Origin of the sequence: Corynebacterium sp. ACRPH, from assembly GCF_022347285.1 — a bacterium.
In the GTDB taxonomy this organism is placed as follows: Bacteria; Actinomycetota; Actinomycetes; order Mycobacteriales; family Mycobacteriaceae; genus Corynebacterium.
Window position 1 is genome coordinate 68,763 of sequence record NZ_JAKRND010000005.1, and the last position, 12,465, is coordinate 81,227.

The 12,465-nt window shown below is 64.6% G+C and carries 12 protein-coding genes; 3 read left to right on the plus strand and 9 right to left on the minus strand.

From position 1 onward, the window contains the following. Positions 1-20 precede the first annotated feature (20 nt). Positions 21-1,586, plus strand: a complete 1,566-nt coding sequence (locus MHX66_RS03835; RefSeq protein WP_239200112.1) for a GH32 C-terminal domain-containing protein — start codon at positions 21-23, stop codon at positions 1,584-1,586. Here the strand turns inward: MHX66_RS03835 and MHX66_RS03840 are convergent. The 5 genes from MHX66_RS03840 to dapE all read right to left on the minus strand — a co-directional run bounded on the left by MHX66_RS03840 (position 1,583) and on the right by dapE (position 6,739). Next, a complete protein-coding gene (locus MHX66_RS03840; RefSeq protein ID WP_239200115.1) occupies positions 1,583-2,458 on the minus strand; it encodes a methyltransferase domain-containing protein in 876 nt (291 codons plus the stop codon). The two genes, MHX66_RS03835 and MHX66_RS03840, sit on opposite strands and share 4 nt — an antisense overlap. Before the next feature lie 143 nt (positions 2,459-2,601). Then, complete coding sequence (locus tag MHX66_RS03845; protein ID WP_239200118.1) at positions 2,602-4,080, minus strand: M17 family metallopeptidase; 1,479 nt, start codon at positions 4,078-4,080, stop codon at positions 2,602-2,604. 3 nt (positions 4,081-4,083) lie between these two features. Further along, entirely contained in the window at positions 4,084-4,479 is a 396-nt protein-coding gene (locus MHX66_RS03850; RefSeq protein ID WP_071057101.1) for a DivIVA domain-containing protein, read from the minus strand. Positions 4,480-4,529: 50 nt separating this feature from the next. After that, the gene (locus MHX66_RS03855; RefSeq protein ID WP_370646264.1) at positions 4,530-5,423 is read right to left on the minus strand and encodes a TIGR00730 family Rossman fold protein; all 894 of its coding nucleotides are present in this window, start codon (positions 5,421-5,423) and stop codon (positions 4,530-4,532) included. Positions 5,424-5,584: 161 nt separating this feature from the next. After that, a complete protein-coding gene (gene dapE, locus MHX66_RS03860; RefSeq protein ID WP_239200121.1) occupies positions 5,585-6,739 on the minus strand; it encodes a succinyl-diaminopimelate desuccinylase in 1,155 nt (384 codons plus the stop codon). Positions 6,740-6,877: 138 nt separating this feature from the next. On the opposite strand from dapE, the gene MHX66_RS03865 reads away from it, so the two are divergent. Both MHX66_RS03865 and dapD read left to right on the plus strand, forming a co-directional pair. Then, entirely contained in the window at positions 6,878-8,323 is a 1,446-nt protein-coding gene (locus tag MHX66_RS03865; RefSeq protein ID WP_239200140.1) for an amino acid permease, read from the plus strand. A gap of 29 nt (positions 8,324-8,352) precedes the next feature. Next, on the plus strand, positions 8,353-9,360 hold the full coding sequence (gene dapD / locus MHX66_RS03870) for a 2,3,4,5-tetrahydropyridine-2,6-dicarboxylate N-succinyltransferase (protein WP_239200143.1): 1,008 nt from the start codon (positions 8,353-8,355) through the stop codon (positions 9,358-9,360). Positions 9,361-9,383: 23 nt separating this feature from the next. Here dapD and MHX66_RS03875 read toward each other — a convergent pair whose 3' ends face one another. From MHX66_RS03875 to MHX66_RS03890, 4 genes are all read right to left on the minus strand, one after another. Then, positions 9,384-10,262, minus strand: a complete 879-nt coding sequence (locus MHX66_RS03875; RefSeq protein ID WP_239200146.1) for a pseudouridine synthase — start codon at positions 10,260-10,262, stop codon at positions 9,384-9,386. 78 nt (positions 10,263-10,340) lie between these two features. Continuing rightward, positions 10,341-11,477 carry a succinyldiaminopimelate transaminase gene (dapC, locus tag MHX66_RS03880; RefSeq protein ID WP_239200149.1) on the minus strand — a complete coding sequence of 379 codons (1,137 nt, stop codon included), beginning with the start codon at positions 11,475-11,477 and terminating at the stop codon, positions 10,341-10,343. Between the two features lie 77 nt (positions 11,478-11,554). Further along, on the minus strand, positions 11,555-11,872 hold the full coding sequence (gene fdxA, locus MHX66_RS03885) for a ferredoxin (RefSeq protein WP_005293116.1): 318 nt from the start codon (positions 11,870-11,872) through the stop codon (positions 11,555-11,557). A gap of 69 nt (positions 11,873-11,941) precedes the next feature. Continuing rightward, positions 11,942-12,436 (minus strand): hypothetical protein, encoded by a 495-nt coding sequence (locus MHX66_RS03890; protein WP_239200152.1) that lies wholly within the window; start codon positions 12,434-12,436, stop codon positions 11,942-11,944. Positions 12,437-12,465: the final 29 nt, after the last annotated feature.

Genomic DNA, 12,465 nt, shown 5'->3' on the forward strand with positions numbered 1-12,465 from the left:
CCGCTGGTATGAATGGGAGCATGCACTCTTCCTCCCATAAGCACCGCCCGGAACTGCACGTCACCGCAGAAACGGGGGTGCTGGAAGCCCCCGCAGGCGCCGTTTTCACAGGCCACGCCCTGCATGTTTTCCACCAGTTCCGCCCCCGCGCTGCCGAGGGGTCGCGCTGGGCGCACCAGGTGGCCTCGGAGGCTACGTACGACTGGGACATCTGCGACGACGTCGTAGTTCCGAACCGGGGGCTCCCCGCGCAGGGCGATGCTGCTCAAGATGCCGGCAACAATGTCTCCAGCGGCGCCGAGGTGGACGTCCTCGCCGGCGCGGCGGTTCCGATGGGGTTGGGCGCTGAGCTGTTCTTCGTCACCACCCGCGCCACGGACGAGGCATCCACAGACCAGGCTCTGGCAGCGGACATCCCCCACGGTCAGCGCGGCCCGCGCACCTTCACTATCGAGCGCGCGGAAATCCCGAACTTGATGGAGGCCACGGAGGTTTCGGACGATCCGAGCCTGCCAGATCCCCACGTCCATCGCCTGGGCCCCATCGAGATCGACGATTCCGCCTTCCCAGTGGAAAATCTGGTGACCCCCAGCGTGATTCGCCACGACGATCCCGCCAACCCCGACGAGGAATGGCTCATGGTCGCCCTCTCCCTCACCGGCGACAAGGACGCGCAGATCGTCGTCCTGCGCTCCGCCGACCGCCAGCACTGGCGCGTTCTGGGGCCCATCGAGCTGCCCGCCGAGGCCGCCCTGCGCCCCGGCCGCCCGTTCGCGCCGCGCATTGTTTCTATGGTGGACGCCGACTCTTCCGTCCGCCGCGACGTCCTGTTCGTGACCTTCCCCGGCGACGCTGGGGAATCCGATGAGGTCGCGGGCTACATCGTCGGCAACCTCAGCGGCACGTCGTTCAGCCTGACCAGCTCGTACACCGTCATCGACTTCGGCCACGACTTCACGCGCCCCCGCGTGATCGACCACTCCACCCCGGTGATGTTCGGCCTGGTGGGTGCCCACCCTTCGCTGGATGGGCAGTGGGCGAACTGCCTGTCGGCACCGCGTTACCTCACGCTGGTGGACGGCGAGCTTTTCCAGGACATCGTCGGCGCCCCGACCGCCGTGCGCACGTTCTCTGACTATGCATTCCTCTGGACCGCCCAGCTGGATGCGACCGAGGGCAGTGTCGACGTCGACGTGACGGACGATTCCGGGCAGGTCATCGCAACCATCAGCTACACCAACGACGCTGTCTCCATCACCCGCCTGGGCGTGGACACTCGCACCGCCCCGCTGAAGGATGCGGATTCGGATACGCTGACGATCTTCCTCGACGGTCCGGTGTGCGAGATCTTCGCCGACGGTGGCGCGGTGACGCTCACCAGCGCAATTCCGGCACACTCACAGATCTCCGACATCGACGTGCGCGCTACGGGCGGGGCAAAGATCATCTCCTCCATGCAGACCGCCGGCCGGCACCTGATGCGTATGCAGGCGGGTCTGACCTCTCCGGAGGAGCAGGAGCGCTACATGGCCGAGGCCCTCATCGCGGATCGCGACGTGGCCGAGGGAATCCTCGACGAGGACTAGCGATTAGCCTTCGCCAGGCGCGTGATGGCTGCGCGGGCCGTGACCTCCATGGTCTCCGGCAGCGCAGCGATGCGCTCCTGCAAGACATCCGGGTGGATGTGACGCGCCGAGGGGCTCATGCCGATCTGCGCAGCGATGGAAGCCTGATCCAGCTGCATCGGGAACTCAATGTGCTCCGGATCGCCCACCGGCACCAGGTGGCCGGAAGCCTGGTTGATCATCCGCTCCACCTTGCCTTCCTCCACATCCAGAATGCCCAGCGGCTCACGCAGCTCACCCAGGTGGCCGACCTCCGCGGTCAGGACAACCACCTGTCCCTCCGGCGTAAGGATGCGGGCAAACTCTGCCGCATTACGCGGTGCGAAGACAACCATGATGGCGTCAACACTTTCCGAAAGGATCGGTAGGCGCGACCAGGCGTCGGCCACAACGGCCCCGACCCGAGAGTGCGACGTGGCCAGGCGCTTCGCCGCCGCAGTAGACACGTCGATGCCTACGCCACGGGAGCGCTCGATCGTGTCGAGGGTGTGCGCCAGGTAGTAGCCCGTACCAGCGCCGATCTCCACGATGGACGGGGCGTGCTCAGCAGCAACATTGCCGTCATCCAACGCATTCTCAACGTTGGCGGTCACGGCCTCCACGAAGGGGGCGAAGTGCCCGCCGGACAGGAAGGTCTCGCGAGCGTCGATCATCGACGCATCGTCGCCCGAATAACGCAGGCCAGAGCCTCCCGCGAGAGTCACATACCCCTGCCGCGCGACGTCGTAGCTGTGGCCGGACTCGGAAACCAGAGTGCGCCACTCGTCATCACCGGCGCTCAAGCGCGAACCGTCTACGGGGTCGGCAAGGAGGTCAATGACATCTGCAAGCACGAACGGATTCCTTCCTCAAAATTTTTTACAAGACTCCCTGGAACCGGGAGCGAACAAACGACCACCCCATCGTAAACCGTCCACCGCCCGAAATGTATATCGGGCAGGTGTGTATCCGCGGGCAGTCTAAAGCGCCACTGGAACTAGTGGATCAACCACTGCACCAGCGTGCGCGCTCCGAAGCCTGTGCCCACCGGAGTGACTTCGTCATAAGTGGATTCCACACGCCCCGGGCCGGCGATGTCCAGGTGGATCAGCGGCACGCCGCGGGTAAAGCGGCGCAGGAACATTGCGGCGGTAGTCGCGCCCGGCCCCTTCGGGGTCTGGCGCACGTCGGCGATCTTGGAGGTTACGTTCTCCTCCAGGTACTCCTGCATCGGCATTGGCCACCAGCGCTCACCTACGATCGCGCCGCGACGGGCGAGCTTGACGCCCGCGCCCCAGTTATCGGAGAACACAGCGCCCGTGCGCAGACCCAGCGCCACCTTGGCCGCACCCGTCAGTGTCGCGACGGTCACCACAGCGGCGGGCTTGTATTTCTTCGCTCCGTAGCTCACCGCATCGGCCAGAATCATGCGCCCCTCGGCATCGGTGTTCGTCACCTCGGAGGTCAGGCCGCCATAGTGTTCCACCACGTCGCCGGGGCGGTAGGACTTTCCATCGATCATGTTTTCCGCCGTCGGGATCAGCGCCACGACCTTGCGGGGTACCTGCTGCTCCGCCAGGGCGCGGAAAGCGGCGATAACGCTGGCTCCGCCGGTCATGTCGGTACGCATGGTGTCCATGCCCGCGGCCGGCTTCACGCTGATGCCACCCGTATCGAAGGTCACGCCCTTGCCCACCAGCACGGCGGTGCGACGGCGGCGGCGCTGATCCACCTTCTGCGGATCCCACACCAGCTCGATCAGCATCGGCGGGCGGGAGGATCCCCCGCCGACGGCCAAAATGCCACCGAAGCCCTTGTCCTTGAGCCAGCCCGCGTCGCGCAGTCGCACCTTCACACCGTCCAGGTCCTCCACGGCCTTCTTAGCCTGGGTGGCCAGCCACTCCGGGGACTTCACATTGGCAGGCGCGTTCGCCAGATCGCGGGACAGGCAGGTCGCCTTGCCCAAGGCCTTGCCCTCCTTCACCGCAGCAACGTAGTCGGCGGTGTCGAAGCCGTTGAACTCGTAGCCTTCCGGCAGCACGATGTGAACATCGCGCACGCGGGCGGGCTTGCGCTTATTGGTAGTGACAAAGCTGTGGTTGCCGACGATCAGGCCGATGACCAGGGAGCGGACGTTGGCGGGGGTGAATTCCTCCGGCAGGTGCACCTGCACAATGTGCTTCTTCGCGCGCACGGGGTGGCCATCAACGACCTTGCCGATGCGGCGCACCAGCCGGGCACCGGCGCCCCGCCAGCCGTCTTCCAGGAACTCCCGGCCATCGCTGAGGTCCAGCGGGCGGCTCGGCTCGGTGGGCACCCAGGCCACAAACTGGCCGGAGGCATCCAGCTCGACCTCGTCCGGCGCGTTCGCGCCAGGTGCGACCTTCACCTGGGTTTCGATGATCTCGGAGCCCTCCGCGCGCGGGCCGATCGTCACACGGGTCACTTTCTGGGGAATGCTTGGGATCGGTGCCATTGCTTAACGCTCCTGTTCACGGGTGTCTGCGACGTCGGTTTCGACGGTGTTTGTTTCGGTGGTGACTGTTTCCACAGCGTGGACTTCTGCCGCATGGTCCTCTGCAGCGTTGGCCGCGCCGCCGACTTGCTGCTCCAGCTCCTCGATGCGTCCGGCGAGGCGGTCGATGTAGAAGTCCACTTCAGCTTGGTTGTAGCCGCGAATCTCCAGCGAGAATCCGATGTCCCGGATCCCCTCGGCGGTCAGCGGGCTGTTCTCCAGGTTCTCCCAGTGCTGTAGCTTTGCGTTTCCCGCGGTCACGGGCGGCAGCGCCTCACCGCGTCCGAACACAGTACCGAGTAGATAAACCAGGAGCGCACCGACGAGGAACGCTCCGACGAGAGACAACAACCAAAACATACCTATTAATCTACCGCCTCAAGGGCTCGTTTCGGCGGCCTGCGGAGGTTCTACTTGGTTCCCGACCCCTTCGTCGGCTTCTCCTTGGCCCCCTCGGCCAGCTCCGCCTCGTCACCGAAACGCTCAAGCTCTGCGTCGATCCGCTCTTGCTCCAGTGCCAGCTCCTCCTGGCGGATCTTCAACTTCCTCACGTGGTTATCGTGTGCGTCCACGCAGATCCGCACGGCCTCGGCCGGGTCGTCGGTGACGTGGAACAGGTCCACGTCCTCTGGGGAGATCATGCCTTCCTCGACCAGCCGGTCATGGATCCAGTCGACCAGCCCGCCCCAGAACTCCTTGCCGATCAGGATTATCGGGAACTTGCGGATCTTCTCCGTCTGCACCATCACCAGAGCCTCGAACAGCTCGTCCAGAGTGCCGTAGCCGCCGGGCAGGCAGATAAAAGCCTGCGAGTATTTCAGGAACATGGTCTTGCGCACGAAAAAGTAGCGGAAGTTCAGCCCCAGGTCCACCCACTGGTTCATGCCTTGCTCCATGGGGAGCTCGATGCCAAGGCCGATGGACATGCCGCCGGATTCCTGCGCGCCACGGTTCGGGGCTTCCATCAGGCCCGGCCCGCCGCCGGTGATTGTCGCGTAGCCGGCCTCGTTGATCAGCCGTCCCAGTTCCAGGCCCTTTTCGTAGTACTCGTGGCCGGGCTTCACGCGCGCGGATCCGAACACCGTTACAGCCTTCGGGATCTTCGCCAGCGCACCGAACCCGTCGACGAATTCGGACTGAATACGCATCACGCGCCACGGATCGGTGTGCAGCCAATCAATGCTGGCCTGCTCCCCCAGCAGTCGCTGATCCGTGGTGGACTTCTGCTTCTGGCTGTGCCTCTTGCCGCGCAGCAGCATCGGTCCGCGGAGCCGGAATTCTCGGTCGTTTTCGCTGGTAGTCATGCGTTCGTGTGCCTTAAATGTCTGGTCGATCTTTATACTTCTTTGTGCCTCTCACGCTACTGGCTGCAGGCTCGCGGCGCTCGTTATGGATGACGCCATCACCCCTCCACCCAGCACACGCCTTCCCCCTATGGCACTCGCGGGGAAAGGCGGAAGAGGAGCTAGCGGGAGAGGAACTGGATCAACTGGCGGCTGACCTCTTCGATCTGCGCCACCGGGCAGCGCTCGTCCTTCGTGTGACACAGCCCCGGGTCGCCGGGGCCGAAGTTCACGGCGGGGATGCCCAGCTCGGTGAAACGGGCCACGTCGGTCCAGCCGTACTTCGGGCGCACCCGCCCTCCTGTGGCCTCCACAAGCTTCGCCGCGAAGGGTTGGTTCAAGCCTGGGGCGGCTGCGGCTGCGGCGTCATCAAGAAGGACAGAGAAACCCTCGGCAGGGCTATCAGGCGTGCCCACCTGCAGCACCTCGCACAGGTGCGCCAGAGCCTCGTCCACGCTGCGGTTCGGCGCGTAGCGGAAGTTGATGAAAGCCCAGGCCTCGTCGGGAATGGTGTTGTTGGCTACGCCGGATTCGGCCATGACCGCGTTGAGGCCCTCCTTGTAGGTCAGGCCGTCGATCTCCACGTCCTGCGGCTCATAATCCGCCACGCGCACCAGCACACGGGCCAGATCGTGGAGCGCGTTGTGGCCGAGCCAGCTGCGAGCGGAGTGCGCGCGAGCTCCCAGGCCGGTGACCTTCACGCGGATGGTTCCCTGGCAGCCAGCCTCGATCATCGCCCCGGACGGCTCGCCCAGCAGCGCCAGATCGCCCTCCAACAGGTCGGGGTCGGACTGCACCAGGTGATTCAGGCCGTTGTACTTGGTGGCCACCTCTTCCCCCTCGTAGAGCACCAGCGTCAGGTCGCAGGCCAGCTCCGGGGAGTTCGCCAGAGTGGCGAAGGCATGCGCGTAGCAGGCTGCGCCCGACTTCATGTCCACGGAGCCGAGGCCGAAGATGGTCTGCTCCCCCGTCTCCGGGTCCGGCCCCAGGCGCGAGGGCAGGTTATCCGCCGGCGGCACGGTATCCAGGTGGCCCGCCAGAATCACCCGATCCCCAAGGCCGCGATGGGTGCGCGCGACCAGGGTGTTTCCTCGGCGCGTGACCTCTACGTTCTCGATGGCACGCAGGGCGGGCTCGACAGCGTCGGCGATCTCCTGCTCGTGGTGCGACTCGCTGTAGATGTCAACGAGCTGGCGGGTCAGGGGGACCGCCCCGGCGACCAAGTCGATGGAAGGTGCTGAAGTTTTGGAAGATTCTGAAGGTTCTGCAGTATTCATTGCTTGCGATCCTAGACCAGCTGGCAGCCCGCCGTCGGGGGCAGGCAGGAGTTCTGCAGGGTAGAAAAACTAACCGCCACAGGGGCTAAAAGTACCCATGCTGGCCTTTAACCAGAACGGTTGTGTTCTAATTTTGGTATGAAGACTCGAAACTCCGATTCAGGTGCCGCGGAAGGCACCTCTAACGAGCTGGGGCACGGCCTAGAGACTCGTCACCTAACAATGATGGGCTTGGGCTCAGCTGTGGGCGCCGGACTGTTCCTCGGCACCGGCGTAGGCATCCAGGCCGCAGGCCCGGCCGTACTGCTTTCCTACATCGTCGCCGGCATCGTGGTGATAGCCGTGATGCAGATGCTCGGCGAGCTCGCCGCCGCCCGCCCGGCCTCCGGCACCTTCGCCACCTACGGCCAGATGGCCTTCGGCCGCTGGAATGGCTTCGCCCTGGGCTGGCTGTACTGGTTCATGCTGATCATGGTGATGGGCGCCGAGATTACCGGCGCGGGCGCGATCATGGGCGCGTGGTTCGGCGTGGAAGGCTGGATTCCCGGCCTGGTGTGCGTGGTGTTATTCACCATCGTGAACCTGGTAGGTGTGCGGGGCTTCGGCGAGTTCGAATACTGGTTCGCCTTCATCAAGGTCGCCGTTATCATTATCTTCCTGGTTATCGGCACGGGCCTGCTGCTGGGGCTGTTCCCCAGCTACGACTCCCCTGGCCTGAGCAACTTCTCTGACTTCGCCCCCAACGGCATCTCCGGCATGGCGGTAGGCCTGCTGGCTGTGGCCTTCGCCTTCGGTGGCATCGAGATCGTGACGATCGCCGCCGCGGAGTCGAAGGATCCAGCGAACTCCATCGCCGCCGCCGTGCGCGCCGTCATCTGGCGTATCTCCATTTTCTACCTGGGCAGTGTCTTTCTCATCACGGCTCTGCTGCCCTTCGACACCCTGGGTGAGGCTGAGTCCGCCGAGGAGTCTCCGTTCACCCGCATCCTGGCCCTCGCCCAGATCCCGGGCATCGCGGAGATCATGGAGGTCGTGATCGTCCTAGCTCTGCTGTCGGCCTTCAACGCGCAGATCTATGCCACCAGCCGCCTGATGTACAGCTTCTCCCAGGAACGCAACGCGCCGCGCTGGTTCCGCAAGACCAACGCCCAGAAGGTGCCTTACCGAGCCGTGTGGTGCTCCCTGTTCTTCGCCTTCGTTTCCGTGGCCCTGCAGGTGTGGGGTCCAGAGGACCTGATCAAGATCCTGTTCAACGCCGTCGGCGGCACGCTGCTGGTCATTTGGATGGTCATCGTGTTGGCGCAGATCAAGCTACGCCCCACCTTCGAGCGCGACGGCAGCCTCTCCGTGCGCATGTGGGGCTACCCTGTGCTGTCCTGGCTGACGTTCCTGGCACTGATCGCTCTGATGATCCTGATGCTCTTCGACGAGGGCGCCCGTTTGCAGGTCATCACCGTCGCCGTCGCCTTTGTCGCCTTGAGCCTGATCGGCCTGGCGCTGCAGAAGACGCAGGGATCGCAGGAGGCCGATGGCAGTACTGACGCTGCTGGCACTGCTGCGGTAAACAACAACTCCACCACATAGGCACAAACTCATATGTAGGATCGGCAACCATGACTTCTGCTTATGGAAATGGATTTGCCACTCTGACCGATTCCGGCAATGTGCTGGACACCTGGTTCTTCGAGTTCGACCTCGGCTCTGCCGATGCTGGTGCCGCTGAGGCGGGCACGCAGGTGCTCGATCTTACTGACGCCAGCACCTCCGCCCCTGATTCCTTCCGTCCCCTGGCCAACCTCGTCGGCACAGACGAGGTCCGCGGTACCCGCCGCGTAGCAGTGACCACTACCATTGCCGACCTGGATGCTCCTCCCGCCGATGCGTACGACGCCTACCTGCGCCTGCACCTGATCTCCGGCCGCAAGATCCAGCCCCACGGCTGCAACTTGGATGGCCTGTTCGGTCTGCTTAGCAACGTAGTCTGGACGAACCACGGCCCGTGCGCCGTCCCCGGTTTCGAGTCTGTCCGCGCCCGCCTACAGGCTGAGCGCGGTCCGGTGACTGTCTACAGCGTGGATAAGTTCCCGCGCATGGTGGACTACGTGGTTCCCACGGGTGTGCGCATCGGCGATGCGGATCGCGTGCGCCTGGGCGCCCACCTGGCCGAGGGCACGACCGTCATGCACGAAGGCTTCGTTAACTTCAACGCGGGCACGCTGGGCTCCTCCATGGTTGAGGGGCGCATTTCCGGTGGGGTTGTCGTCGGCGACGGCTCCGATATCGGCGGCGGTGCTTCCATCATGGGCACCCTGTCCGGTGGCGGCAAGGAGGTTATCTCCGTCGGTGAGCGCTGCCTACTGGGAGCGAACTCCGGCGTGGGCATTTCCCTGGGCGATGATGTCACCGTCGAGGCCGGCCTGTATATCACTTTCGGCACCAAGGTGACACTGACCGACGAGGTGGCCAAGCAGTTGGGCAAGCAGGCAGGCGAATCCGTCAAGGCCTCCGAGCTTTCCGGCGCCAGCGGCATTCTGTTCCGCCGCAACTCCATCTCCGGCGCGGTCGAGGCCGTCGCAAACGCCTCCGCCGTCGAGCTCAACGAGGCCCTGCACGCCAACTAAGTTCCGCACCCCTAGCCCGTGCACTAACTAGGTGCATCAGCTCCCCACTGTGCCCACGGGTCTTCCAGGCAGCACTCAATTTCGATGCGCTGCCTGTTTTTTGATGACGCCACCAGTGCCAGCTCAATAGCGACGGCACGCAAGCACAGGGGGCCCACCCCGGGACGGTATTCCGGATACGTGTCATCGCCGTAGATGGGAGCGCCCAGGTGATTCATCAGTACCCGCAGCTGGTGCGTGTACCCGGTCCGGGGCTGTAGTTCGTACACGGCGGTGGGAGTGCCCGCGCGTGTGGTTTCCGCGGGTGCGGCTTCCGCACCGGCACGGCTGGCCAGCTTCCGAATGCGCGTGATGGTCAGCCGTGCCTGCTCCCCGTCCACCACCTTCACCTGCGGGTCGTCCTTGATCTTCAGCATCGGCAGCCGCACCTCCTGCCACTGCGACCCAATCTCCGGAATGTCCGCGGCCAGCGCCTGGTAGGTCTTAGAGACCTCCCGGCGCTGGAACTGGGTCTGCAGGAACCCACGGGTGGCCGGGTTGCGCGCGAGCACCAGCAGGCCGCGAGTGTCCCGGTCCAGCCGGTGGGCTGCCACCAATTCGGGCTCCTGCAGGCGCACGCGCATCAGGGACTGTGCGGTCGCGCGCAGCAGCCTGCCGTTGGGCGTAGACGGCACCCCATGGGGCTTATCAACTACCACGGCATCCGGGCCGGAGTACAGCACAGGAATGTCCGCCGCCAACAGCTCTGCGGGTTCTTCTGGGAAGTCGGGATAGACCCATGTGGGCGTCCGACCCGAAAGAACGAGCCCCGGTGCCAGCAAGGTGCCAGGGGCGTAGGGCGAATCGCCCGCGGCGGCGGCCAGGTAGGTGCGGCCATCGTCGGGAACGCGGCCACTCAGCATGGCTTTAACGGCGGATACGCCGTGGCGCGGCGGCGGGCGCCAGCGTTGCAAAGCCGGGATGGGGGCTCAGAGCTCCCGCTACTGGGCGGCTGCGGGATATTCGCCGGTCAAGCGGCGGACGGCAGCATCGATCCGCTCGTCGGTGGCGGTGAGGCCCACTCGGACAAAGTTCTTGCCCTTCGGCCCGTAGAAATCACCCGGGGCAACGAGGATGCCCTTTTCGGCCAGCTCGGCGACAGTTTCGCGACCGTCGCAGCCCTGCGTGGCCCACAGGTACAGGCCACCGTCGGAGTACTCGATGTCGAAGCCAGCCTCCAGCAGGGCAGCCTTCAGCAGATCGCGGCGGTGGCGGTACAGCTGCTTCTGCAGAATCTCGTGGCCATCCTCCACCAGCGCGGCCACCATGGCGGACTGGATCGGCCCGGGGTTCATCAGGCCCGCGTGGCGACGGATGCCCAGCAGCTCCTGGATCAGCTCGCCGTCGCCGGCCAACCAGCCCGCACGATAAGAGGCGAGGTTGGAGGTCTTCGACAGCGAGTGCACGGCGATCAGGTTGGTGAAGTCTCCCCCACACACCTCCGGATCCAGGAGCGACACGGGGCGCTCCTCGCCCCACCCCAGGCCCAGGTAGCACTCGTCGGAGACGATGATGGTGCCGCGTTCCCGGGCGAACTCCACGAACTTGCGCAGGTGATCCACGCCCAGCACCTGGCCGTGCGGGTTCGCCGGGGAGTTCAGGTAGATCAGCGCCGGAGTCTGCGGCCCCAGCTTCAGCAGCGAATCGCTGCGCAGCACGTCGGCTCCGGCCAGGCGGGCGGAGACCTCGTAGGTGGGATAGGCCAACTCCGGGATCACTACCGTGTGCCCCGCCCCGATCCCCAACAGGGTAGGCATCCAGGCAATGGCTTCCTTGGTGCCGATCACCGGTAGCACCTGCGTATCGGCACCCAGCCCCTGCACCTGGAAGCGGCGCTCCATCGCCCCCACGATGGCCTCACGCAACTCCGGGGTGCCCTTCGTCTGCGGGTAGCCTGGCTCCGCAGCGGACTCCGTCAGCGCCAGCTGAATGGCCGGGGAGACCGGATCTACAGGAGTGCCGACCGACAAATCCACGATCCCACCGGGGTGGCTCGTCGCCTTGGCCTTAGCCTCGGCAAGCGAGTCCCATGGGAAGTCGGGTAGTCGATCGGCTACTTTGGTGCGCTTGAAGGTCATGCTTGTACTTTATACCGCCTGTTTAGTGCGCCCGGCCTTAGCCGGTGCAAGTGTGGGCGTCAATAAAGAAAAAGCAGTTAATTTTGCGGCGGCAGGTTAGCGATCAGCTCCGCGTCGAAGTCCTGCGGCCCCAGCTTGGCGGCACCACCCGGGGAACCCAGATCGTCGAAGAACGCCGCGTTCGCGTCGTTGTACTCTTCCCACTCGTCCGGCACGTCATCCTCGTAGAAGATGGCTTCAACCGGGCAGACTGGCTCGCAGGCACCGCAGTCCACGCACTCATCCGGGTGGATGTACAGCATGCGCTTGCCCTCGTAGATGCAGTCAACGGGGCACTCTTCTACGCAAGCGCGGTCCAATACGTCTACACAGGGCTGCGCAATCGTGTAGGTCATCGTCTAAATACCTACCCTTTCTGGAAAGTTCGTCATACTCCACAGAGCTCTCTTTGAGCTTCTATTCTGTCACTTCAGCGGTTCTAGTGAAAACTGAGGGCGAAGTGGCCACGCGGCCGCTGCCATACCGACCACAAGCAGCAGCATAGACCACACGGTCTGCGGCATTAACGTCGCCTCGCCGAAAGGCAGCTCCGGCCACATCACCGCTAGTAAATAGCCGGCCAGCCACACTAGCGCGGGAATGCCCGCTATCAGCTTGTTATCGGTCCACAGCAGCGCGGTTTTCGTCACCGCGCGGTTAAAGAAGAACGCAAACAAGATGGTCCACGGCAGCGGCACCAGTGTGTCCCCCACCGTGATGCGCGAGCCGATGTATAGAACGCTGATGAACAGCCCGAACAGCGCGCCGATGGAGAGCCAGACGATGCCGGAAATGCGCTCAGCGCGCGTTGTATCCTGGCGTGCTTGGCTCTTGGTGGGGTGGCCCCAGTTGGGCTCGTCCTTCTTCGCGTTCACGTCGATCCATCCTAGTGCCCTACCCCGCCGGGCATCCAAGGCCACGCGGTGTAGAGCTTAACTGCCCAGCCGCC

Coding starts and splice junctions, on each gene's coding strand:
- MHX66_RS03835 (WP_239200112.1), top strand. CDS start 21: ATGCACTCTTCCTCCCATAAGCACCGCCCGGAACTGCACGTCACCGCA.
- MHX66_RS03845 (WP_239200118.1), bottom strand. CDS start 4,080: ATGGCACCGATCCCAAGCATTCCCCAGAAAGTGACCCGTGTGACGATC.
- MHX66_RS03850 (WP_071057101.1), bottom strand. CDS start 4,479: ATGTTTTGGTTGTTGTCTCTCGTCGGAGCGTTCCTCGTCGGTGCGCTC.
- MHX66_RS03855 (WP_370646264.1), bottom strand. CDS start 5,423: ATGACTACCAGCGAAAACGACCGAGAATTCCGGCTCCGCGGACCGATG.
- dapE (WP_239200121.1), bottom strand. CDS start 6,739: ATGAATACTGCAGAACCTTCAGAATCTTCCAAAACTTCAGCACCTTCC.
- MHX66_RS03865 (WP_239200140.1), top strand. CDS start 6,878: ATGAAGACTCGAAACTCCGATTCAGGTGCCGCGGAAGGCACCTCTAAC.
- dapD (WP_239200143.1), top strand. CDS start 8,353: ATGACTTCTGCTTATGGAAATGGATTTGCCACTCTGACCGATTCCGGC.
- MHX66_RS03875 (WP_239200146.1), bottom strand. CDS start 10,262: ATGCTGAGTGGCCGCGTTCCCGACGATGGCCGCACCTACCTGGCCGCC.
- dapC (WP_239200149.1), bottom strand. CDS start 11,477: ATGACCTTCAAGCGCACCAAAGTAGCCGATCGACTACCCGACTTCCCA.
- fdxA (WP_005293116.1), bottom strand. CDS start 11,872: ATGACCTACACGATTGCGCAGCCCTGTGTAGACGTATTGGACCGCGCT.